This is a genomic window from Ruminococcus sp. YE71 (assembly GCF_900119155.1).
Taxonomy (GTDB): Bacteria; Bacillota; Clostridia; order Oscillospirales; family Ruminococcaceae; genus YE71.
Genome location: NZ_FPIR01000028.1, coordinates 1 through 24,616, shown reverse-complemented (window position 1 = coordinate 24,616; position 24,616 = coordinate 1). Strand labels below are relative to the sequence as shown.

The 24,616-nt window shown below is 48.4% G+C and carries 20 protein-coding genes and 1 rRNA gene; 15 read left to right on the top strand and 6 right to left on the bottom strand.

The window, feature by feature from the left end; translation table 11 throughout:
• Positions 1 to 385, bottom strand: a 16S ribosomal RNA gene (locus BT142_RS17285); the annotation flags it as partial.
• Positions 386 to 1,147: 762 nt separating this feature from the next.
• Between BT142_RS17285 and BT142_RS17280 the strand changes: the two genes are divergently transcribed.
• The 10 genes from BT142_RS17280 (at position 1,148) to gyrA (ending at position 15,205) form a co-directional block, all read left to right on the top strand.
• Positions 1,148 to 1,828 (top strand): cell wall hydrolase, encoded by a 681-nt coding sequence (locus BT142_RS17280; RefSeq protein WP_072419423.1) that lies wholly within the window; start codon positions 1,148 to 1,150, stop codon positions 1,826 to 1,828.
• Between the two features lie 492 nt (positions 1,829 to 2,320).
• A complete protein-coding gene (gene alr, locus BT142_RS17275; RefSeq protein ID WP_072419422.1) occupies positions 2,321 to 3,475 on the top strand; it encodes an alanine racemase in 1,155 nt (384 codons plus the stop codon).
• 616 nt (positions 3,476 to 4,091) lie between these two features.
• Positions 4,092 to 5,453, top strand: a complete 1,362-nt coding sequence (dnaA, locus tag BT142_RS17270) for a chromosomal replication initiator protein DnaA (RefSeq protein ID WP_072419421.1) — start codon at positions 4,092 to 4,094, stop codon at positions 5,451 to 5,453.
• Between the two features lie 812 nt (positions 5,454 to 6,265).
• Positions 6,266 to 7,375, top strand: a complete 1,110-nt coding sequence (gene dnaN / locus BT142_RS17265) for a DNA polymerase III subunit beta (protein WP_072419420.1) — start codon at positions 6,266 to 6,268, stop codon at positions 7,373 to 7,375.
• A 144-nt stretch (positions 7,376 to 7,519) separates the two neighbouring features.
• Entirely contained in the window at positions 7,520 to 7,747 is a 228-nt protein-coding gene (locus BT142_RS17260; protein WP_072419419.1) for an RNA-binding S4 domain-containing protein, read from the top strand.
• Positions 7,744 to 8,862: a DNA replication/repair protein RecF gene (gene recF, locus BT142_RS17255; RefSeq protein ID WP_072419418.1), complete on the top strand. Its 1,119-nt coding sequence runs from the start codon at positions 7,744 to 7,746 to the stop codon at positions 8,860 to 8,862. Before BT142_RS17260 ends, recF begins: the two co-directional genes overlap by 4 nt.
• Positions 8,863 to 8,866: 4 nt before the next feature.
• Positions 8,867 to 9,124 (top strand): extracellular matrix regulator RemB, encoded by a 258-nt coding sequence (locus BT142_RS17250; RefSeq protein ID WP_072419417.1) that lies wholly within the window; start codon positions 8,867 to 8,869, stop codon positions 9,122 to 9,124.
• A 366-nt stretch (positions 9,125 to 9,490) separates the two neighbouring features.
• Positions 9,491 to 11,491, top strand: coding sequence for a DNA topoisomerase (ATP-hydrolyzing) subunit B (gyrB, locus tag BT142_RS17245; RefSeq protein WP_072419416.1), 2,001 nt, complete (start codon positions 9,491 to 9,493; stop codon positions 11,489 to 11,491).
• 12 nt (positions 11,492 to 11,503) lie between these two features.
• The gene (locus tag BT142_RS17240; protein WP_072419415.1) at positions 11,504 to 12,595 is read left to right on the top strand and encodes a hypothetical protein; all 1,092 of its coding nucleotides are present in this window, start codon (positions 11,504 to 11,506) and stop codon (positions 12,593 to 12,595) included.
• 33 nt (positions 12,596 to 12,628) lie between these two features.
• A complete protein-coding gene (gene gyrA / locus BT142_RS17235; protein WP_278277340.1) occupies positions 12,629 to 15,205 on the top strand; it encodes a DNA gyrase subunit A in 2,577 nt (858 codons plus the stop codon).
• Between the two features lie 82 nt (positions 15,206 to 15,287).
• Here gyrA and BT142_RS17230 read toward each other — a convergent pair whose 3' ends face one another.
• The 4 genes from BT142_RS17230 to BT142_RS17215 all read right to left on the bottom strand — a co-directional run bounded on the left by BT142_RS17230 (position 15,288) and on the right by BT142_RS17215 (position 18,980).
• Complete coding sequence (locus tag BT142_RS17230; protein ID WP_072419414.1) at positions 15,288 to 16,919, bottom strand: recombinase family protein; 1,632 nt, start codon at positions 16,917 to 16,919, stop codon at positions 15,288 to 15,290.
• Positions 16,920 to 17,008: 89 nt separating this feature from the next.
• The gene (locus BT142_RS17225; RefSeq protein WP_072419413.1) at positions 17,009 to 17,218 is read right to left on the bottom strand and encodes a transposon-encoded TnpW family protein; all 210 of its coding nucleotides are present in this window, start codon (positions 17,216 to 17,218) and stop codon (positions 17,009 to 17,011) included.
• 157 nt (positions 17,219 to 17,375) lie between these two features.
• Positions 17,376 to 17,690, bottom strand: a complete 315-nt coding sequence (locus tag BT142_RS17220) for a hypothetical protein (protein ID WP_072419412.1) — start codon at positions 17,688 to 17,690, stop codon at positions 17,376 to 17,378.
• Positions 17,691 to 17,927: 237 nt separating this feature from the next.
• Entirely contained in the window at positions 17,928 to 18,980 is a 1,053-nt protein-coding gene (locus tag BT142_RS17215) for a CHAT domain-containing protein (RefSeq protein WP_072419411.1), read from the bottom strand.
• Between the two features lie 579 nt (positions 18,981 to 19,559).
• Between BT142_RS17215 and mobC the strand changes: the two genes are divergently transcribed.
• From mobC to BT142_RS17195, 4 genes are all read left to right on the top strand, one after another.
• Complete coding sequence (gene mobC, locus BT142_RS19795; RefSeq protein ID WP_072419410.1) at positions 19,560 to 20,210, top strand: plasmid mobilization protein; 651 nt, start codon at positions 19,560 to 19,562, stop codon at positions 20,208 to 20,210.
• Complete coding sequence (locus tag BT142_RS17205) at positions 20,114 to 21,409, top strand: relaxase/mobilization nuclease domain-containing protein (protein ID WP_242940044.1); 1,296 nt, start codon at positions 20,114 to 20,116, stop codon at positions 21,407 to 21,409. Before mobC ends, BT142_RS17205 begins: the two co-directional genes overlap by 97 nt.
• Positions 21,410 to 21,547: 138 nt before the next feature.
• Positions 21,548 to 21,757: a hypothetical protein gene (locus tag BT142_RS17200; protein ID WP_013497901.1), complete on the top strand. Its 210-nt coding sequence runs from the start codon at positions 21,548 to 21,550 to the stop codon at positions 21,755 to 21,757.
• A gap of 15 nt (positions 21,758 to 21,772) precedes the next feature.
• Complete coding sequence (locus BT142_RS17195) at positions 21,773 to 22,102, top strand: single-stranded DNA-binding protein (RefSeq protein ID WP_072419408.1); 330 nt, start codon at positions 21,773 to 21,775, stop codon at positions 22,100 to 22,102.
• A gap of 265 nt (positions 22,103 to 22,367) precedes the next feature.
• On the opposite strand, the gene BT142_RS17190 is transcribed toward BT142_RS17195, so the two are convergent.
• Positions 22,368 to 23,456 (bottom strand): tyrosine-type recombinase/integrase, encoded by a 1,089-nt coding sequence (locus BT142_RS17190; RefSeq protein WP_072419407.1) that lies wholly within the window; start codon positions 23,454 to 23,456, stop codon positions 22,368 to 22,370.
• A gap of 303 nt (positions 23,457 to 23,759) precedes the next feature.
• On the opposite strand from BT142_RS17190, the gene BT142_RS17185 reads away from it, so the two are divergent.
• The coding region (locus BT142_RS17185; protein WP_242940043.1) for a phospholipase D-like domain-containing protein at positions 23,760 to 24,616 on the top strand (857 nt) is incomplete at its 3' end.

Below are 24,616 nucleotides of genomic sequence, written 5' to 3'. Positions count from 1 at the left end.
CAGGCTTGCGCCCATTGTGCAATATTCCCCACTGCTGCCTCCCGTAGGAGTCTGGGCCGTGTCTCAGTCCCAATGTGGCCGTTCAACCTCTCAGTCCGGCTACTGATCGTCGCCTTGGTGGGCCGTTACCTCACCAACTAGCTAATCAGACGCGAGCTCATCTTTAAGCGATAAATCTTTGATATCAAAGTCATGCGGCTTCGATATGTTATGCGGTATTACCGACCGTTTCCAGTCGTTATTCCCCTCTTAAAGGCAGATTGCTCACGTGTTACTCACCCGTCCGCCACTGATCCGAAGTGCAAGCACCTCTTCACCGTTCGACTTGCATGTGTTAAGCGTGCCGCCAGCGTTCGTCCTGAGCCAGGATCAAACTCTTAATAAAGTTGTATCCTAATCTATCTTCCGATAGAATTATGATCTCAGAAACATTCGATTTCTTAAACCGAATTACTGACCGATTTTTAAGTCTTTTCTGACTTTCTCGTTACTTAGAGTTTCCTCAAAGTATTTCCAAGGGTTTTGTTTCGTTTAGCTGTTCAATTTTCAAGGTGCTGTAAGCTCTTTCGAGCTTCTCTCCGAAAAGTGATCTTTCAGAGCTCTCTTTCGTTTGGTTTTTGTTTCCTCTCGAAGAGTGCTCATCTATTATATCACATTTTCTTTTGTTTGTCAACCCTTTATTTTGTAAACTCTTTTTGAATAAGTTTTAGGCTCATTCAGATGTTTTACTTTCTTGCTCGTTTTCGTTACGAGCGGGTCAACTATTTTAGTTTACCATATTTCGTTCGTTTTGTCAATTAAGATTTTTAAAATCTTTTATTAACTAAATTTGAACGAAGTTTGGTAGTTTGCTTTCCTTTGACTTACTTTACTTTCAAACGTCCTTCATTACACGCTTTGCACATTCCTGTCATTCGTGTTCTGTTGTCCGTTTTTCTGTACCGTTTGTCTCAGTCAGCTTAATTATTATAGCACTAATTTCGACGCTTGTCAACACTTTTTTGCAAAAAAATCTCACTTTGTATACTTGCACAATCAAACGTACACTATTTTAGTTTTTATTATAGAAAATTATCTGAAATCCTGCATATTTTCCTGTATTTTGCCCCATAATAACCTCAGAATATTTTTTCAAAGGAGCAAAAATATGTCCTATCTCAAGAATTTTTTCAAGACCTGTGCTATCCTTTTTCTTATAATAGCGGTCATAACTTTGACAGCCCGCGCCTTTACCGACAGAAATAATATATCGGCACTCTCTTCCGTCGGCTCCCGCGGCTCTGAGGTCAAGGCTATTCAGGAAAAACTCGCCGAACGCGGCCTCTTCCACGACGACATCACAGGCTACTACGGTGAAAAGACCCGTCAGGCTGTCCTTCGCTTCCAGAAACAGCAGGGAATAGCCCAGACGGGCACAGCAGGCCCCCTCACCCTCCGCGCCCTCGGTATTACCGTCGGCTCCGTCCCCCCCGCTACAGAGTCGAATGTCTACCTTCTCGCGCGTATTATTTCGGCTGAGTCCCGCGGCGAACCCTACACGGGTCAGGTCGCAGTCGGCGCCGTTATCCTTAACCGAATCGAACACCCATCTTTCCCCGATACTCTCTCGGGCGTGATCTACCAGAACGGCGCCTTCACAGCTATCGTTGACGGTCAGTTCAATGAACCTGTCGCCGACTCCGCTTACTCCGCCGCCCGCGACGCCCTCAACGGCTGGGACCCCACAGGCGGCTGCATATACTATTATAATCCCGAAAAAACTTCCAACAAATTCATGTGGTCCCGCCCCACCGTCCTCACCATCGGCTCCCACCGCTTCTGTACTTGACATTCCTCACCATTTGTGCTATCCTTATTGTTAGTCATTTGCACTTTCGACGGGGGGAGTGCGGGTTTTCGCTGGGGGAAACCCGCCTTAGCTTCGCACGGCTAGAAGAAAGGTTCTCCCCCAGACCCCCTTCCAAAGACTTTTAATACTTTTTGGCTTTTGAGTTTCTATTCCTTGCTTTGTATTGGTCGGGAATATGGTAGTTCTTTCTAAAATTGTTACCTCTTGCCAAAAAGACCGTTCAAAGGTGGTTTACGCTTCATTCAGTGAGTAATACACATGGAGCGGCGTGTGCAATCTTTCCCTGTAATCAGACCATTACTCTATAAATGGTAATAGTCTATCTTCCAAACCACACCCAACGAACAACATATTAAAAATTTTAGGAAGGGGGTCTGGGGGAGAACCCTTTTTTAAAAGGGTTTCCCCCAGCCAAGACCCGCACTCACCAAACGTCAAAGCACTATACCCAAGGCAAAAGAGGTTCTTTATATGAAGCTGTACAAGCGAACATGGGCGGAAGTCTCGCTGGACGCTCTCGCCCACAACTACAACAGTTACCGCGAGATGCTGCACGGCACGCCCATCATGTGTGTTGTGAAGGCGTCGTGTTACGGGCACAGCGACTGTGCCGCGGCTCCTTTTTTACAGAACGAGCTTGGAGTGACGCGGTTTGCGGTCTCCAACATAGATGAAGCCATCCGACTGCGGAAGCTGGGCATCACGGGCGACATCCTTATTTTAGGCTACACGCAGCCCGACTGTGCCGCCGAGCTTGCCGAGTACGGCATCATACAGGCTACTGTAGACACCGACTATGCGAGGGCGCTCTCTGCGTGTGCGGAGAAGCCTGTGCGCTGTCACGCGGCGGTAGACACGGGCATGACGCGCATCGGCGTCCGCGGCACTCCCGAGGAGATAGCAGAGGAGCTGCTCACCCAGAGCCGTCTGCCGAACATCTCCCTCGAAGGCGCGTTCACCCACTACGCGGTCGCTGACACCATGACCGACTCCTGCCGCGAATACACCGCCGCGCAGGCTGACAAGCTCTACACGGCTGTCTCCATCGCACGCGGCAAGGGTCTCGACCTGCAAACCGTCCACAGCCTGAACTCCGCAGGCGGTCTGTTCCATTACAATGACCGCTCGGCAGTCGCACGGCTCGGCATCATCCTCTACGGTCTGAAACCCGACACAGCCCTCGACCTGCCCTTCGAGCTGAAACAGGTCATGACGCTTCGCTCTACTGTCTCGCTCGTCAAGACGATCGGGAAGGGGACTTCCGTCAGCTACGGACGTACATACACCGCTGACGCCCCCGTGAAGCTCGCCACCATCACCTGCGGCTACGCCGACGGCTACCCCCGCGCCCTCTCCAACAAGGGCGAGATACTCGTTCACGGCAGACGCTGCAAGATCGTCGGAAGAGTCTGCATGGATCAGTTCATGGTCGATGTCACAGGCGTTGACGTCAGGGCAGGCGACACCGTCACCCTCATAGGCGAGGAAAACGGCGAGGTGATAACCGCCGACGACATAGCCGAACTTACAGGCACCATCGGCTACGAGATCGTCTGCGGCATCTCCGAACGCGTCCCCCGCGCCGCTCTCAGCCACGGCAACACCGTCGGCATCTACAAACTCTGACTTCACCGGACCGCTGCACTTTTCAGCGGTCTTTTTCGTTCGTGCGGGTCGGAATTGGGGGAGACCCTTTTGAAAAAGGGTCTTCCCCCAAACCCCCTCACTAAAACTTTTAATATGTCGGTTGTTGGTTTTGGTTTTGAAGATGGTCTCTCACCGCTTCAAGTGTGTTGGGTTTTCTCTCTACTTTGTGCAGGTCAGGTAGTTTGTGGTTCTTCTTATTTACGCCTCATTTGCGGATTTTTTTAGATGGTCACTCCTGAAATGGTGATAGTCTATCTTCAAATCCACAATAAACGTCCAACATATTAAAAGTCTTTGGAAGGGGGTCTGGGGGAGAACCTTTCTTCTAGCCGTGCGTAGCTAAGGCGGACGTGCGAAGCTAAGGCGGGTTTCCCCCAGTAAAGACCCGCACTCACCCCCCTCGTATTGACAATTTCTAAACATTTTGTGACGCATTTTGATATACCCGATTTGACAAAAAAACAGGCTGGAAATTCTACATTTATTATAATGTATTCTACTTGAAATTTTGCAAAAGATGTGATATAATAGATTATGATTCGATAAAAATTGGAAACATAATATATTTACAGAAAGGAAAGGTAGAAAAAACTGTATGGATTCCTTTGGCGAAATGTTTGAAAACGTCTTGAAATACCTGTACGAGCAGCCGAACATAAGTGATGTTGGCTACAAGAACTGGCTTGCGGTGCTTGAGCCGTTCAAGCTTGAAAACAACACGGCATACCTTCTCACGAAAGACGAATTTTATAAGAAGACCACCGAAGAGATCTACGGCAAGGAGATAGCGCAGGCGTTTGAGAGCGTTTTTGGTTTCCCCGTAGACATCAAAATACTTGTACGCACGAAGGAGAGTGAGGCGAACGTAACGCCTGTTGCCACCGACGCACCTGTCGGTAAGGCTGCCCCTACCCCTTCGATCAATCAGGACAAGCTGACCTTCGACAACTTCATCCGCGGCAAGTCCAACGATCTTGCTTTTGCGTGCTGCACGGCAGTAGCGAAGAAAGCGGACGGCGAGCCCGACGACAAGGCGCAGGTATTCAACCCTCTGTTCATATACGGCGACTCGGGTCTGGGCAAGACGCACCTTATGAAGGCTATAGAGTCCTACATAAAGCAGCACCATCCCGAGCTGAGTCTCATCTACACCACCACCGAGAATTTCACGAACGAGTTTGTGCAGGCACTTTCTGAGCGCAGCACGACCGAGTTCCACAACAAGTACCGCAGTGCGGACTATCTGCTCATCGACGACATCCAGTTCATCATCAACAAAGATGCTGTTCAGGAGGAGTTTTTCCACACCTTCAACGACCTGTACAATGCGGGCAAGCAGATAGTTCTGACCTCTGATATTGCGCCGAGCAAGATCTCCCGACTGGAGAACCGTATGCGTTCGAGGTTCCTTCTCGGAATGCAGGTAGACATCCAGCCGCCCGATTTTGAGACGCGTATGGCGATCGTCAAGTCAAAGGCGGAGCTGCTTGACTTGCAGCTGTCCGACAATGTAGCGCGTCTTATTGCGGAGAAGATCAAGACGAACATCCGTCAGCTGGAAGGCACGATAAACAAGATCAAGGGTCTCACCACCTACACGAACGAAGCGCCGTCCATAGCCATGGCTCAGCGTGTCATCAAGGAGATCATGATCGAGAACCATCCTGCCGAGATCACCAGCGAGCGTGTTATAGCCGAAGTAGCGAATGCGTTCAGTGTGACTTCCGAGGACATCCTGTCCTCCAACCGCCGTGCTAACATTTCCCTTGCGCGCAAGGTCACCATATACCTTCTTAAAGAGATAAAGGGGCTTACCTACATCCAGATAGGCAACATCCTGAACAAGAACCACTCCACCATGACCATACATTATCAGGACATCGTGGACAAGATAAACTCGAATGCCGACCTGAAGGACACCGTAAACGACATTATGAAGAACCTCAAGGAGGTTTGACGGGTCTCACGGGTTTTCAACAGTTTCAACAGGTTTTTCAACATATTTTCTATCCGTACCGACCGTCTTTCGGCTTCGGATACGGCGCAATTGTGCGGATTCTGCCGAAACGCACTTCCCTCTTTCAACCAAACTCACTTCGGGTTTTCAAAATACCCCCTTTTTCCCAACATTTTTCCTAACATTCAACACACAATTTTCCAACACTTTCAACGATGACGGCTATGCCAATTTTTGGTATTTGAAAGGGATTGAAACCGGGTTGGAAGTGTGTTGAAAAAAAATCCCCTGTTTATCGGGGTTTGATGGGGTTTCAATACTTTTCAACAGGATATAATAATACTGATAAAAATTTAGTTATCTTATCTTTCTTTTGCGCGAGAGAAACTGCTTCTTTTTTGGGGACGGTGCGGATGGCGAAAGTTGAAAAGTTTCTTTGGGGTGGAGTTTGGAGATTTTTGATTTTTTGATATTTATTTTTGGGTTTGGAGTTGGACCTGCAAAGCGGCTCCGCCGCTTTGGCTCGTGCGAGTGAACTTCGTTCACCGCACTCGCGTTTGGAGTCAGAGGTGTGTCTGCGGCTATCGGCGCTGTCAGTGGCGTTGGTGTGGACTTTTTATGTTGCGTGACCAGACTGTTTTGATCTTGGTCGCCGCAGACACTTATTTGAATGGGGCTGCCGCCCCATACCCTGCCCAGCGCGTAGCCGTGCGAAGCTAAGGCGGGGCGCATGGACCCGCCTATCCTCTGGCGAACACGCTTTGTTTGTGCTTGGCTTTTGCTAATTTCTTTTGCCTTAAAGGAGTATTCTTATGACATTCATCTGCGAAAAAACCGCTCTCTCCGACGCTCTTACTAACGTCTCTAAGGCGGTAGCCGACCGCTCGGCAATATCTTCCCTCGAGGGCGTGAAATTCTCCCTCGCAGACAGCTTGCTCGAATTGACAGGCTATGACCTCGAAATAGGTATCCGTACTACTTTCCCCGTTCAGTCCGCCGATAAGGGCAGCTTTATCGTTAACGCACGCTTCTTCTCCGAAATGGTGCGTAAAATGCCCGATGGCGCTATCACTATCGAGGTCGATGAGAATTATATGATAACTATCAAGAACGGAAGCGTGTTCTTTACTATCAATTCCGTTCCCGCTGATGATTACCCCGAACTCCCTCAGAAGGAAGGCTTCGATTCTATCGATATCTCACAGCCTGTCCTCAAAAGCATGATCCTTCAGACAAAGTTCGCGGCTTCTCAGCTCGATATAAAGCCTATCCTTAAAGGCGAACTCTTCACTATCGAGGAAAATACCCTCACAGTTGCGGCGATAGACGGCTACCGTCTCGCGGTACGCACCGAACCTATCGCTTACAACGAGAATGTAAAGTTCATCGTCCCTGCGAAGAACCTCGACGAGGTCGCAAAACTTCTCTCCGATGAGCCCGAGGACATCTGCCATATGTTCCTCTCGAAGAAGCACATCATCTTCGAGATCGGCAGATACCTTGTGAACTCACGCCTTTTAGAGGGCGAGTTCCATCCCTACAAGTCCTCCATCCCCGTGACGCACAACACCGAGATAGTTGTGGAGCGCACACAGCTCATCACCTCGCTGGAGCGTTGTCTGCTTCTCATCAACGAGAAGAACCCGAGCCCTGTGCGCTGTCGGTTTGAGAACGGCACATTGAAGCTCAAGTGTCAGACGGGTGCGATAGGCAAAGTTCAGGACGAGATAGATGTCGGGATGACGGGCAGTTCGATAGAGATCGGATTCAAGTGCAGATTTTTCCTTGATCCGTTGAAGACCATCCCCGATGAGAAAGTAAAGTTACAGCTTTCGGGCCCGTTACAGCCGATGAAGATAGTACCGATGGAAGGCGAAAACTATGTATTCCTGGTACTCCCCGTAAGACTCCCGAAGGAATAAAAAAGAAAAGCAAAGCACACCCAAAATCATCTGAAACAGACGAAGAGAGCGAAGCGATTCTTCGTCGTCCACTCAGCAGGAGTCAAAAACAAAACATCCCCAAAGAAAAGAAAATATAAACCCCTACACAAGGGAGAAATACCCATGAAAAAAGACAAAATAGCAATAACGACCGAGTTCATCAAGCTGGACTCCTTCCTGAAATTCGCAGGCCTTACCGAAACAGGCGGCGAAGCGAAGGAAGCAGTCCTCGAAGGCAGGATACTCGTGAACGATGAAGTCTGCCTGCAAAGGGGCAAAAAGCTCTTCATCGGCGACCGCGTGTACGTTCCCGAGCTTGACCTTGAACTCACAGTTTCATCGGAAGAATGAAACTGAAAAAATTCTCAGCCGACGGTTTCCGCAATCTGCGTGAGATCGAGCTGTCGTTTCACCCCGAGCTGAACATCCTCTGCGGAAGAAACGCTCAGGGCAAGACCAATATCCTTGAAGCGATATGGCTCTGCTCGGGTGAACGCTCATTCCGCGGCGCAAAGGATAAGGAACTTATCGGCAGGGACGCCGAGGGGTACTCCCTTTCCCTCTCCTTCGAGGATAAACGCCGCACTCAGCAGATAACCTGCGCCGTCCGCCGTCAGGAGCTCCGCTCCAAAAAGATAACCCTTAACGGCGTGAACCTGCGCTCGGCATCGGGGCTTTTCGGCGCTCTCGAATGCGTCATCTTCACCCCCGAAGATCTGGAGCTGTCAAAAGGCTCGCCCGATATACGCCGCTCCTTTGCAGACCTTTCGGTGTCACAGCTGAAAACTTCCTACAGAGCCGTTATCGACAAGTACCGCCGCATCCTTGAACAGCGGAACCTACAGCTGAAACTCATCGCTTCGGGCAAGTCCGACAAGTCGATGCTCGATATCTGGGATACTCAGCTGTCTCAGATGGGCGCGTACATCTCGGTGCTGAGATATAACTACTGCAAAAAACTGCAAAAGACCGCCGCCGCACTTTACTCCGAAATCTCCTCGGGGAGCGAACGGCTGACTATAGATTACCACTCAACCGTTTATTCCGAACTCGAAGGCAGGGTCGATTATAAAAACGACCTCGCCGATGAATACTTCGAGCGCCTGAAAAATAGCCGCGCCGATGACATCCGCGCAGGCTTCACCCTTCACGGTATCCACCGCGATGACCTCAGATGCAGCATAAACGGGTTGTATATGAAGGATTACGCGTCTCAGGGACAGCACCGCTCCGCGGCTCTTATCATGAAGCTGTCGCAGGCGTATATCCTTACCGAGGAAACGGGCGATCCGCCCTGCATTCTCCTCGACGACGTGATGAGCGAACTCGACCTCGGCCGCCGCAGCTTCATCATGAATAAGATAGGCGGTATGCAGGTGATGATAACCTGCTGCGACGAGGAACTGGTGAAACAATACAGCGGCAGATTGTTCCGCATCGAATCGGGACACGTTACGGAGGGATGAACGGATGTATCTCCATATCGGCAGCGACCATATCGTGATGACAAAGGATATAGTCGGTATCTTTAATATCGAACGCACGTCCGTCTCGGAGGATACTAAAAATTACCTCCGCTCAGCCGCCGCCCGCGGCCACGAGGTCAGCTGCACCGACGACATCCCACGCAGCTTCATCGTTACGTTCGACAAGATCAACCTTGACGAAAAAGTCCACATCAGCCGCATATCACCATCAACGATCGAAAAACGGATCAATAACAGATAGAATTTCTATAATTAGTGAGTGCAGTTCTGACTGGGGGAAAACTTTTTGAAAAAGGTTTCTCCCACAGACCCCTTCCTGAAATTTTTAATATGTCGTTTGTTGGTTGCGGTTTCGGAAGACAGGCTCTCTCCTCTTTGTGGGCGGGAGACCTGAATCCGACGCTACAGATGCGTGAACCGCTGACGAACGTCTTTTTGGCAAGGGGCAGTCTATGTAGTAAAAGAACTACTATCTTCCCGACCGAAACAAGGTTGAGAAGAAACACACCCCTTGCCGGAAAGTATTAAAAGTTTTAGTGAGGGGGGGGCTCCCAAAAGAAGACCCGCACTCTTTACAAGAACCCCAAGTAAGACGGAGGTAGATAACATGAGTGAAGAATTGAATCAGGAAGTGCAGACAGAGGAGCAGGAGGAGTTCGAGGCGAAGGACATATCGCGAGTTGACGAGGACACCGACTACAGTGCCGAGCAGATACAGGTGCTTGAGGGGCTTGAAGCGGTGCGCGTCCGTCCGGGTATGTACATTGGCTCGACGGGTCCGCGCGGTCTGCACCATCTTGTTTACGAGATAGTAGACAATGCGATAGACGAAGCGCTTGCGGGCTACTGCACAGTGATAACCGTTGACATCCTGCCAGGGGACGTTATCTGCGTCACCGACAACGGCCGAGGCATCCCGACGGGCATCCATCCGAAGGAGAAGATCTCTGCGGCGACAGTAGTTTACACAGTTCTGCACGCAGGCGGCAAGTTCGGCGGCGGCGGATACAAGATGGCGGGCGGTCTGCACGGCGTTGGTGCGTCGGTAGTAAACGCGCTGTCCGAGTGGCTTGAGATAACCGTATCCGACGGCGAGAACGTACATTTCCAACACTTCGAGCGCGGTCATTACGACGAGCCCCTGAAGATCATCGGCAAGACCGACAAGACGGGAACGCAGGTAAAGTTCAAGGCTGACGGAACCATCTTCACCGAGACCACCACCTACGATTACGACACACTTCTCCGCAGACTGAGGGAACAGGCGTTCCTGAATGCGGGTCTGAAAATAGTATTCACCGACAAGCGCGACCCCGAGAACGAGAAGGGCGAGATCCTTCACTACGAGGGCGGTATCAGAGAGTTTGTCGAGCATATCCACAAGTCGAAGGCTTCCGAGCCGCTGTTCCCCGAGATCATCCACATCCAGGGCATGGAGAACGATATGTTTGCGGAGATCGCTCTCCAGTACAACAAGGACTACACCGATTTCGTGCTGTCCTTTGCGAACAATATCCACACCCCCGACGGCGGTACTCACGAGAACGCTTTCAAAGCCGCGCTGACCAAGGCTATCAACGAGTACGGCCACAAGTTCGGCAAGCTGAAAGATAACGAGAAGCTCACGGGCGATGACGTCCGCGAGGGTCTGACCGCAATCGTGTCGGTAAAGCTGACAAACTGCGAGTTCGAGGGTCAGACAAAGGGCAGACTCGGTAATCCCGAGGTCAGACCCTTCGTTGAAAAGCTCGTGACCGCAAAGCTGGTGGATTATCTCGACGAGCACCCCGAGACCGCGAACCTCATCTTCGAGAAGTCACAGCAGGCTCAGCGTGCGAGAGAGGCGGCGAAGAATGCGAGAGACCTTGCGAGAAAGCGCAAGTCCGCACTCGAATCCTCTTCCCTGCCAGGCAAGCTCGCGGACTGCTCCGAGCGTGACAACCGCTTTACCGAGCTGTTCATCGTCGAGGGTGATTCGGCGGGCGGCTCCGCGAAGGAAGGCCGCGACAGAAAGTTCCAGGCTATCCTTCCCCTCTGGGGCAAGATGCTCAACGTCGAAAAGGTGCGTATCGACAAGGTGTACGGCAACGATAAGCTCATGCCCGTAGTCACCGCCCTCGGTACTTCCATCGGCGAGGATTTCGACATCAACAAGCTCCGCTACGGCAAGGTCATCATCATGGCCGATGCCGATGTGGACGGTTCGCATATCCGCACTCTGCTGCTCACCTTCTTCTTCCGCTATATGCGTCCCCTTATCGAAGAGGGTCACGTTTACTGCGCTCAGCCGCCTCTGTTCAAGCTGTGGCGCGGCAAGCAGGTGCGCTACGCCTTCACCGAAGCCGAGCGCGACAAGTACGCCGCCGAGCTTGCGGGCGACAGCGGACTCAAAGTCGATATACAGCGCTACAAAGGTCTTGGTGAGATGAACCCCGAACAGCTCAGGGAAACTACCCTCGACCCCACAAAGCGCACCATGATAAAGATCAATATCGAGGACGCTCAGAAAGCCGACGAAGCCTTCACGATACTGATGGGCGATAAAGTCGAGCCGAGACGTATTTTCATCGAAAAGAACGCTCAGTATGTTACCGAGCTTGATGTGTGAGGAACAGTCATTTTGAGTACTGATTTTGATAACGAGCTTGAAAATTCCGAATGGCTCAATTCCGAACCGATAATAAGCAGCAATTCGGGAAAAAAGCCGAGTAAGCCCGTAGATGACCTTTTTTCAAGCATAATCGCCGAGGCTGAGGCTTCTTACATAAGCTCAAAGGAAAAACCTCCCGAGGAAGAAAAGACTTCCGAGGAAAAAGAGGAGACTGCGGAGCATGACGTTGATTTCACCGTCACAAAACGCAGGAATTTCCGCGCAGGCGATATCGCCGATAAGATAAAAAAGTCAGAGATGTTCCAGCCCGAGACTATCAAGGATATGTTCTTCGGGAGCCGCGAACAGCCTCAGCCCGAAGGGGACGAGGATGATATCTCCGACGAAGAGGATGAGGAACAGCCCGCACTGTTCGACAAGCGTCCGCGCTATACCGCCGACGTGAAAAAGGATAAGCTGATATTTGAAGCCGAATACAGCCTTACCACCGAACAGGCGATAAAGGGCTACCTGCTCTATCACAACGAGTTCGTGCAGAGAAGGAATATGAAGATGTCCCTTCTGTTCGCGACTCTTTCGGTGATGTTCCTTATCTCCATACTGTTCAGCCCGAGAACGCCCCTGCTGTATATACTGTTCATCGTCTGCGTAATGGCCATCGTACTGAAATGGCTGACCTCCGCAGGTTCGCGCCGCGAAGCCCTCAAAGCCGCCGAGCGGGTGAAGAACGACAGCTACAAATTGTCCTTTTACAGCTCACGCATCATAATAAAATGCTCCGAGCTGTCGGGCGATACTCTCTACACCTATCCCCCCGTTATGATACGCTTTGAGGATATCGACCTGAAGGTCATCGACTACGACGACCTCTACGTGCTGATATTCAAGGGCGATATGATATACACTATCCCGAAATCATCTTTTACCGACCGCATGAACAATGTGTTCGTCGCGCACCTGATGAATATACTCGGAGACGACTATATCGAGTTCTTTACCAGAAAAAAGCGCGAGCTGCCGAAGATAGGCAGGAAAAAAGATGAGGACGCAGAAAATGACAGCGAAGACCCGAAAGGTCAGGACGACAAACAAGAAGAATGATATCAAAATTAGAAAAACAGAAGGTGTGATATTTTGAGTAACGAAATAAATGATGCCCACGAAGCAGGCTATACCGACAATACGAATATAATCGACGTCGATATCGAACGTATGATGAAGGAGTCATTCCTTCAGTATTCGATGTCGGTAATATGCTCCCGTGCGCTTCCCGACGTAAGAGACGGCTTGAAGCCCGTTCACCGCCGTATCCTCTATACGATGTACGAGAACGGTCTGTATCCCGAAAAGCCTTACCGCAAGTGCGCCGATACCGTAGGTTCGGTGCTCGGTAAATATCACCCTCACGGCGACGCTTCCGTATACGATGCGCTCGTCCGTATGGCACAGCCTTTCTCGCTGCGCTATCCGATGGTAGACGGTCAGGGTAACTTCGGTACAGTGGACGGCGACCCTGCTGCGGCTTACCGTTATACCGAGGCTAAGATGGCGAAGATGTCGCTGCATATGCTCTCGGATATAAACAAGGATACCGTAGACTTCCAGCCCAACTACGACGACAGATTGCAGGAGCCCTCGGTGCTCCCCTCCCGTTTCCCTCACCTGCTGGTGAACGGCTCAAACGGTATCGCCGTAGGTATGGCGACAAATATACCGCCCCATAATCTGGGTGAGGTCATCGACGCGATGAAGCTCATCGTCGATAACCCCGACTGCACTCTTGACGAGCTGATGCAGTGCATCAAGGGCCCCGACTTCCCGACGGGCGGCATCATCATGGGCAGGAGCGGCATCCGCGCGGCTTACGGCACGGGCAGAGGAAAGATAACCCTCCGCGGCGACGCCGAGATAACCGAGATAAAGGGCAGACAGTGCATCATCATCCACGAGATACCCTACATGGTCAACAAGCGCAAGCTCATCGAGTCGATCGCGCAGCTGCACAAGGACAAGCGCATCGAGGGCATCCACGACCTCCGCGACGAGTCCAACCTCAAAGAGGGTATCCGCGTAGTCATCGAGCTGAAAAAGGACGCTATACCGCAGGTCATCCTCAACAAGCTGTATAACTACACACAGCTCCAGGATACCGTCGGCGTTATCATGCTGGCTCTGGTGGACGGCGTGCCGAAGACACTGACCCTCAAGCAGATGCTTGAAAAATATATCGACTTCCAGGTGGAAGTCATCACCCGCCGCACAAAATTCGACCTCAAGAAGGCGAAGGAGCGCGAGCATATCTTAGAGGGTCTGAAAATAGCTCTCGACAATATCGACGAGGTCATCGAGATAATGAAGTCCTCGAAGAACGTCCCCGAAGCTAAACAGCGCCTCTGTGAGCGTTTCGGACTGACTGACATTCAGGCAGACCACATCGCGAACATGACCCTCGCAAGACTCACAGGTCTCGAACAGCAGAAGATCTTCGACGAGCTGAATGAACTCCGCCTGAAGATCGCCGACCTTGAGGACATCCTTGCAAACCACGACCGTATCCTCAGCATCATGATCGAGGAAGTCGAGCAGATACAGGAGAAGTTCGGCGATACCCGCCGCACCCGCATCGAAAACGTCAGCGGCGAGGTCGATGTCGAAGACCTCATCCCCGTCGAGGAAAACGTTGTTACCTACACGAACGGCGGCTACATCAAGCGTATGCCCGTTTCCACTTACAAGGCTCAGAACCGCGGCGGCCGCGGCGTTTCGGGCATGAAACAGCGCGAGGATGACTTCGTGGAGGAGATGAACATATGTTCGTCCCACGACAATCTGCTCTTCATCTCCAACCTCGGCGTGATGTACAAGCTGAAATGCTACGAGATACCCGAGGGCTCGAAGGCGTCCAAGGGCATCCACATCAATAACGTTCTCCAGCTCCGCGAGGGCGAGAAGATCGCGGCGATGATAAAGACCGCCGACTTCGACCCCGAAAAGAATATCGTGATCGTGACGAAGAACGGCAAGATCAAGCGCACTTCCCTCGACCAGTACAAGAACGTCCGCAAACAGGGCATCATCGCTATCGGTCTTGATGACGACGACGAGATCATGGGCGTGAGAATGACGGGCGGCAGCAACCAGCTGATCGTCGCTACCAGAAACGGTATGGCTATCCGCGTCGAGGAGACCGACATCCGCAAGATGTCCCGAAGCGCTCACGGCGTTAAGGTCATCAAGCTCCGCGAGGGCGACCACGTTGTTTCAATGGCAAGAGTCCGCGACGGCGCTTCCGTGCTCACCGTTACCGACGGCGGCCTCGGACGCAAGTGCTCACTCGACGGCTACCGCATCCAGCGCCGCGGCGGCTACGGCTTGAAGAACTACAGCTGCAAGGGCGATATCGTCTGCGGTATCAAGGTCATCGACGAAGAGGATGATATCATCATGATCTCCTCCGATGGCGTAATTATCCGACTCCGCGCAGCCGATATCCGCATGATGGGCAGATACGCCCGCGGCGTCCGCCTGATGAAACTCGGCGCAGACGCGACCGTGGTCGCTTTCACCCGCGCAGAACACGACGACTCCGCAGAGATAGCTAAGGTCGATGACAGCACCGCCGAAGACGTCTCCGAGGAAGAAGCCGCAAGACTCGCAGCCGAAGAAGCAAAGGCTGAACAAGAGTCCGAAAACGAACCCACCGAAGACTGATAAAACAAAGAGGTCACCCTTTAGAGGAGCGCCGATAAAGAAGTATTTAAGATTTTAAGATGAGGTTGCGTAACTGCCTTGGTTACGCAACCTTTCTCTTTTTGTCGTACTTCATACTGTCAGCGACCGCAGTCGATACTGCGACATCGAAGCGATAATAAATGTCAATCTGCTGTGTGCGGTGACCACTGCTCTTGTCAGGAGCATGAACAACGATTTTTTCGATAAGCTCATGCATGATCTCAGGAGTAAGCTCCGTGATACGCTCATACTTCTGCACCACGCTGATGAATGCGGTCACATCAGCGGACTTCTGTTCGGCGGTTTCAATATAGGCAGTAAGCTCTGTAACGCTTGCCTTTAGTTTCTTCTGTTCGTCCTCATATCCTTCGGACATGACAGCAAATCGCTCATCGGAAATTTTCCCTGATACATTGTCCTCATAAAGCCTTGTAAACAGCCTGTCAAGCTCAATGATACGCTTTTCAGCCTGTTTCAGGGCTTTCTTTGCTTTTGTAAGCTCAGAGGACTGCTTCTGAACGGAATTGTCCATAGCCGCCTGCACAAACTCGTCCTCATGTTCCTTAACCCTGACAAGCAGTTTGTTCAGCTCGTTCAACACGATCTCATTCAGTACAACAGTTCTGATGAAGTGCGCGGAACAAGCGTCCTTGTCTGAGGAATATGTGGAACACTTCAAATGCTCCTGATCGGCGGTCAGACTTGTCGCTCGGCACAGATACATTTTCTTTCCGCAGTCCGCACAGTAGACCATACCCGAAAATGGATTGACTTCCTCGTGTTTAGTAGGACGGCGCTTATTCTTGCGAAGTTCCTGCACCAAATCAAACTCCTGCTGAGTTACGATAGGCTCATGAGTGTTCTCAAAGATGAGCCATTCTTCCTGCGGATTTCTCACGGTCTTCTTGTTTTTGTAGGACTTCTTGTGTGTTCTGAAGTTGACGGTGTGCCCGCAATACTCCGCCTTGTCGAGGATTCCCGATACTGTTTTACCGTCCCAGCGTTTAAGATTGGCGTTTTTGTTTACGGGATTCCTGCCCTGTGATATGGCGTATGCTGTTGGTGTTGGCATTCCCTCAGCAGTGAGGATTTTTGCTATCTGAGTCGGTCCGTACCCGTCAATGCAAAGTTTGTATATCCTTCGCACTACTGCTGCAGGCTCATCATCGATCAACCATAAGTTTTTATCTGTTTCCGATTTTTTATAACCGTAAATCGGCACAGAAAGTGGCTTACCCGACTGCCCCTTAGCCTTGAAAACGGCTCTGATCTTCTTGCTTGTATCACGAGCGTACCAGTCATTAAAAATATTTTTGAATGCCATTAGCTCGTTTTCGGATTTGAATGTATCCACACCGTCATTTATCGCAATATAGCGAACGTCATAATCCGGGAACACAATCTCGATAAGCTCACCAGTTTTCAGGTAATCACGACCGAGCCTTGAAAGGTCTTTGGTGATGACCGTTCCTACTTTTCCGGATTCCACATCAGCCATCATTGCCTTGAAGCCCTCGCGCTCCCACGTTGTTCCACTTACTCCGTCATCAACGTAGTAAACGGTGTTGCAGAAGCCATTGTCCTCTGCATATTTCTTGAGGATAGCCTTCTGATTGGTGATGCTGTTGCTCTCACCCTGTAACATATCGTCCTGCGAAAGACGACAATATAATGCTGTGATCTTGTCTGTCATATTAAACCTTCCTTTCCGACAGATACAGCAAGCTATGTTATCATTATAGCGCGCACCGAAAATAAATACAATGCGCCGATATTCCAAAGTTACACAGCCTGCTTCTCGTGTTCTTGTCCGGATTCACCGAGGAAATCCTCACACTCACGGATTATGAGCCGTTTAAGAATATCCGAAAGGCTTGCCTTTGAAGCAGGGTTAAATACGGTCTTGACCGTATACAGCGTATGTCCAATCTTGTACTCGGACACAGTTTCTGTTGCCGTATTTTCTACGGCAGTATAATCTTTATTATTCATAGCGAACTTTCTCCTTTGCTTGTCTATCTCTACGCATATAGAGTGAGGGCTTCGCTTTCTCTTTCTTATCCTCGTTTTGTTGTTGCCTTATACTTTTATGATAGCTGTGCGGAACGGCATTGCTGCCGTCCCATATCACAGCTTTTTTGTCGGACTATCAGTCCTTGAAAGACTTCTCATCAAAGAAAGAAGTCTGTCCGATAAGTTCGGATTCATCATCGTCCTGAGCTGTATCTGTATCGCTCTCGAAAATGCTGTCCTGTCTGAGCTTTGCAAGCTGTTCAGGGTGCTTGGTGATAAGCTCAAAAAGCCCCTGCTCATCACAGCCAAGTGCGTCCCTGATCTTAGCGAGCTGGATAGCATTCAGCTTTGCATTGATCTTCTCAATCTCAGCCTTGTCGCTCTCGATACGGTCAAGCACCGCCTGACGCTTGCTCAGGAGCTTTTCTGTCTGCTGTTCATAGGTAAGCATACCGCCACCTCCTTCCGTTTTATTCTCTCCTTGTTTTGTTTGTGTCTGCCGTGGTATCTCCACAATCAAATTATAGCGCGCAATGAAGCCATTTGTCCAGCCGCAATTGCGCACGAACTTTTAGTGAAATTTCCATTTTCCCCAGTGTAATTTGTCCGGAAATAATAAAAAGCTGCGGAGCGGAAGTATATCCCGCTTCACAGCTTTTACGAAAATATTTCTGATTTATAGATGATGTTATTCTGGTTGAACTAAAATAATACTGTTAGCTTGCAATCCATCTCGAACAAACAATTCGGGGGTTGTTTCTTCAGGAATACCCTCTAACATTAAAGCAGCTTTGGCTTGATTAAAAGATACTTCTATATTCTTACCAAATCCTATAGAAGAATAAAACTGAGAGGCAAATACGAGTGCCGCTTCATCGCCTATAGAAGTGTTCATTCCAATGGCTATATCTACATACTTTACGATATTCTCCGCTTGAATAGCTGAAAAGCAAGCATTAAAGAAAATCAGACGCACCTTATCGGAAAGTGTCATAATAGTTTGTGCCATAGCTTCTTTTGTAACTAATTTACATTCTCCGTCAGGATTTTCAAATGCTAACGTACCATCGTCAGCTCCATGACCACTAAAATGAATAATATCAGGATTAACTTCATTTATAGCCTGTAGAAGATCAGAAGTTCGTACAGCCCACCTTGATTCAAATTTTATTGTGTCCCTATATTCAGACTTCCTAATCATTTCTTGTATTGCTCGACATTCAGCATCTAACCGTAGCGAAGGAGTATCTACAGGATTTGATGCTAAAAATAATACAGTAATTGTTTTAGGTAATTTCTGTAATTCATCTATTTGATTCTGCAAATTAGAATGTATGTCAGCATGACGCTGAATTGTTTTATTTAACTCTAAAATCTGGTGTTGTGTTTTTTTCTGCATTTCGGCTTCCTCTTTAATTCGTTGATCATGAATCTTCTTTTCTTCACGTTCAACTTTCTTTTGTTCATCAGCTATTTCCTTCTCAAGCTTTGCAATCTGTTTTTCAAGAACGGCAATTTTCTTCTCAGACGTTGTGATGTCTTTTTCAGCCCTAGTTATATCATTGGTTTTAGATTTAATGGTAGCTGAACTTTTTGTTTTTCTTATAGCATCGCTGGCACGTTCAATTTTAGTTCTTGCTGCAGCTATTTTTTCATTTTCCTTAGCTTTCTCTGAAAACAGTTTGGAAATCTGCTCTCTTTTCTTTGCAACATTTGTTCTATAAGTATCAATAAGAGCCATATAGTCCTCCGAAATATTATCTTCCTCCAAAATGCGAAACGTTTATAAGTAAGAACATACCTTTTCTTACTTATTAAGTATACCACATAATCATTGAAAAAGCAACTAAGTTGATTTTAAAAATGCAACAGTTCTATACACAATATAAACATAAAATTCGCTGTTGATTTTAAGCATTGAGAAGAACTGCTATAAACATACTGAAAATTCTCAGAAGAAACATTAACATAACCATAAATTCTTCGGTAGATATATAAAGATACATTTTCATCAAACTGCCGCACAACTTGCGCAATAATTGCGCCGAGGTATTTTACAATATAATCGTCGGCAGGAGCGACGAAAAAAAGATAGAGTCGCTATCGCTCCGAATTCCCGCTATTACAGCGAGAAAACAACCGCCGCAGGCGGATTATATAAGTGTCGATGAAATCGGCACTCTCAGTTTGCAAGCACGGTATTTTGTGCCGCGTTTCGGAAAACGGGCAACAAAACACGATGCTTGTCAGGGGAAAAGTTCCCCTAAGACCCCTTAATAAAAAAGACCGCTGATGCGGTCAGGAACGAAAGGAAGATTTTATGACAAAGGCAGAGAAAAACTACAAGCGTGATTACGGTCACAAGGACAGCGCGGAACTTACTCTGAACTATACTCGTGATGGTTTGAAAGAGGAGCTTGACGGAGTGCTTGAAAAGGTCACTCTCGATAACCTCACAGCAGACGAACAGGAATATATCGACGGACGGGATCAGTGCCGTAATCATACTCTTAATATCCGCTTCAATGATACGGAGTGGGAGCATATCTGCAAGCAGGCTGATTTGCTTAAAATGAGAAAGTCCAGCTATGTCCGTGACTGCACCAAAGCACACTATGTTCTGATGATAGATCAGGACGATATGAAGAACATCGTCGGTGCAGTTCGTGGGCTTGCTGCGAATGTGAATCAGGTAGCCCGCAGAGTGAACGGAACAGGACGTGCTTACAGCGAAGATATTACAACAATGAAAGCGAGCGTGAACGAGATTTGGCAGTTACTAAACTACATTCAATCAGGAGTTCAGTGTGCGACAGCCTTGAATACATCGTGGACGGGAATAAGACCAGAGGTCATGCACTTGTCCAGTCTTTTATGTGCGAGACAGAACCAGTCCGAGCAGCCGAACAATTCCGAGCTGTCCGACAACGGTTTGGAACAGGACGAAGCACCACCCAAGCACAGCACATAATTCAGAGCTTTTCTCCCGGAGAAGTCACTCCTGAAAAAGCTATGGAGATTGCAGAAGAACTATGCCATAGACTGTTGCAAGAGCAGTATCAATATGTCATTGCCGTACACGAAGATCATGAGCATATCCACGCACATATAATCGTAAATAATACGAACATGATCACGGGCAAAACGTTTGAAACTGAGCATAATCAAGGCAATAAGAAAGACCGTGCCTGGGCAGAGCTTCGGCGCATCTCGGACGAGCTATGCAGTGAGAACAATCTGTCCATCATTCAGAACCCCGAACAGAGCAAAGGCAAGAGCCATTGGGAATGGGATATGTCCCGTCAAGGTCTGTCATGGAAAGCCAAGCTGAAATATGCCATAGATCAGGTAGTAAAGGTCAGCAAAGATTTTGATGATTTCCTTCTGAAATGCGCTGAGTACGGCATACTTGTCGAATATAATCCTGACCATAAAATCGACCTGAAATATATGCTTGCAGAGCAGAAAGAGAATAATTCCCGTGCAAAATTCACAAGGGCGAAAACACTGGGCTGGTATTATGAGACTGAGCAGATAAAAGCCCGTATCGCACAGTACAATGGCATAATGCTTTATACTCCGAAAACTAAAGTTAGAGTTATTTCCCCGAAGGCTGAAGAAAACAAGTTTATCCGTGATGCCATTGACCGTGAGAATATGAAGATCACAAGCAAGGCACTGAACATTCTTGCCAAGTACGGCGTAACGGTTGATGAAGCCAAGACTTCCGGCATTTCAGCTTTCAGTAAAAGGGTAGCACTTGTGCAGGATCTTAACCACATTTCAGGTGAGATCAAGTCGCTTGAAGAACGTGCAGAAACGCTCCGCAAATACCGTGAGGTGAAACCGATACATCAGGAATATATGGCGCTCAACGGACGTAAAAAAGAAAAGTATAAAAAGGAACATAGTGAATCACTTGCCGAGCATCATATGCTTACACAAAAAATACTGGAATGGTATCCCGATGGGACTACTCCTTCTGTGGAGAAATTCGAGAAGATGATCGCTGATCTGACTGCACAACGGGTACAGAAGAATGCAGAATACAAAGCCGCCGATCAGAAGGCAAGAGAGTTATCCGAGGCGGCAAGAGAGATCGAACAGTATCTCCGTCAGGAACGGAGCCGTGACCAGCAGAAAAAGCGCAAGCGAAATGACCTTGAATAATACAGCGCATTGCACCGGGGATAATTGTAATATTGCTGCGCCCTGCACAAAGATTATTACAATTATCCTGATATGCTGGACTCTGAAATAATTATCCGCTATAATGGATTCACGATAAAACTTTTGGAGGTAACAGCTATGTTGAAAACACCTGAATTGGCAATGCCGAGATCAAACAAAGTCACTACCATATGCAACGGTAAGCGTGAGGTCTGGAATGACTACGAACAAGCTAAGGCATACTTCCTTGAACTTATGATGTCCGCCGACGGCGAGGAGCATGAACGAGCTGAGTGCGTTTATATTCAGCTCCTGCACGGGCTGGACGAGTGCAGCGACGAGGACTGAAAGGAGTAGTAGACTATGTTAAACAAGATCATGATGACAGGACGCATCACCACCGATTTGGACGTTGTAACTGTGGAGGATTGCAGCTACTGCAAATTCAGTATTGCTGTTGACCAGCCGAAACGAAATGGCATTGATACCGTTGAGACAGACACGTTTACCTGCCTTGCATTTGATGACAACGCTAAATCAATAAGTTTCCTCTACTCAAAAGGTGGGCAGATAACCTTTGTAGGCTCGCTCAGGAAGGCTTCTGATAATACCGCAGTTATTATCGTAGAGGAACTACACTTCCAGAATAGATTTGCAGTCAAGGTAGACGTTGATTCAGGACAGCTTTTCTGACAGTGCAGGCAATCTATTTCTATATATGTGAAATAACAAGGCTCTCAGAGTATTCTGGGAGCCTTAATTACGTTTATGAAGCTCTCCACATGATCGTAGAGAGCTTTTTTCACATATTCAGCGCGCATACAGCGCAAGACCTGCGCGCAGTTGCTCTATAATACAGAAAAGCCGATTTCTTGAAACAGATACATTCAGGATAGCGCTCACAAAACAGCGTAAAACCGTCACTATTCAATTTTCAAGATACTGTTCTGACAACAATTTACAACTGCATACACATATTCATGAGCCTGCGTTCATAGGTGCGGTCAGGGTGAATATATCGGTTGAGTGTCAGTGTAACGCTGCTGTGACCGAGAACGGCGGACAGGGCTTTGACGTTGAATCCCTTCTCTGCGGAATTAGTCGCAAATGTGTGGCGGAGCTTGTGATAATTGTGGTTTTCTACCTCCGCCGATTGCAGTATCTTCTTGTAGCGGTACTGCATCGTGCGGGGTTCAACGGGCTTGTCCGCACCCGATAAAATGAAATGATCGGCTTCATCTCGGAACATTTCAAAATACTTCATGAGCATATCTGGGATAGCGATCTCTCTGAACGATGTTGCCGACTTCGGAGCTGAGATCACGACCTTTGTTTTTCTGTTGCCGTCAGCGGAGCTGATACGCTGAACCGTTCTCCTGATATATAGCGTCTTATGCTTGAAATCCACATCTTCCCATTTCAAGCCACAAAGCTCACCGATACGCAGTCCCATGAAAAGCGACAGCAGGATACCGAAAGCAGTCAGCGACATATTTGCTTTCAGATAAGAAACGAGCTTTTTCTGTTCTGTATCGCAAATCTTTTCGACCTGCTTTCTTTCGGCTTTGGGGAGAACGACATTTTTCAGCGATAACCTGAACCCAAATTCCTCCTGTGCATATTTCAGCATCGTCTTGAAAACGGTAAATATATCCCTCACATAGCTTGCAGATAATCCGTCTGCGAGCTTTTTGTTTATAAATGCGTTTATCCTGCCTGCGGTCAGGTCGGCACAGGGTATATCTCCGAATTCGGGGAGAATGTGCTTTTCAAACTTGTTCCGGTAGTTGGCAAGCGTAGATTCCTTGACACGGTTCACCACGGCATTCAGCCATTCCCGATACACCTTGCCGACTTTGATATATCTGCCCGAAAGATAGCGTGTGGTAATTTCTCGCCCTATCATCACCTTGTTTTCGGCTTCTTCATAGGTCTTGCCGTAGACATAGTGATACTGCGCTTTGCCGTTATCGGCGTATTCAGCGATGAACTTCCCGACATACCGTCCGTCTTTACGCTTTGTAATAGTTATACCTGTTTTCTCCATTCAGTAGCCCTCCAATGCCCTCAGAATAGCAATCTGCACATCTGAGTCAGTCCTCTTGTATACAAACCGCCGATTTTCAGCCTGATACTTGAAATTTTACGGAAAATCTTGTATAATTTCATTATGGGATATTATGTCTTTCAAAGCAAATACCTGTTAAAATATGCGGATTTCGTAAAAGTATCTGTTTCAAGAAAACTAACTTCTCTCAAGATACTTTACATAGTATAACACCGTATTTATTAGGTATGCAGGCAGAATGAACAGTTATCCCTGAATTATGCAATAGTCAGGGGGATTGCAATGGCACACGATACTTTATATATAGTTGACAACAGCAATGAAAAGGCTTCCGTAAAGAATTACTTATCTGAGTGGTGTTCTATTTCCAAGCAGATGGATATTGCAACAGGTTACTTCGAGATCGGCGGTCTGCTCACTTTAGGGGAAGATTGGCAGAAGCTCGACAAGATACGCATTATCCTCGGCAACGAAGTAACTAAGCGCACCAAAGATGTCATAGAGGAAGTCGCACAGACTATGATCGAGCGTTTCCGTAGCAGTATGGAGCGGGAGCAGGAAAAGAATGAGTTCCTGATAGGTGTTCCGGCTATCATAAAGGCTATGAAGTTTGGAAAAATTGAGTGCCGTGTATATGACAGCAATAAATTCCACGCTAAAGCATATATCACATATTTCCGTGATGAGTACAGAGATCAGTTCATTTCTGCTATGAATGTTCCTTCTGGATATGCCCTGGTCGGTTCAAGCAACTTTACTAAGGCAGGACTGACGCAGAATATCGAGCTGAATGTTCAGGTCAAAGATGAAGTTGAACAGCTTCAGAAGTGGTTTGATGAACATTGGCAGAACGGCACGGATATTACCGAAGCTGTGTTGAAGGTAATGGAGATGCACTGCCGTGAGTTCAGTCCTTATGATGTTTATCTTCGCTCCATGTATGAGTATTTCAAGAGCCATGAGGAAACTGTATCCGAATGGGAAGAAAACGAATCGGTCGTGTATAAGGGCTTGTCGCAGTATCAGAAGGACGGTTATAACAGCCTTATCCAGATAGCTGAGCGTTACTCAGGTGCTTTCCTTTGTGACGGTGTCGGTCTGGGCAAAACCTTTGTCGGAATGATGCTGATAGAGCGTTT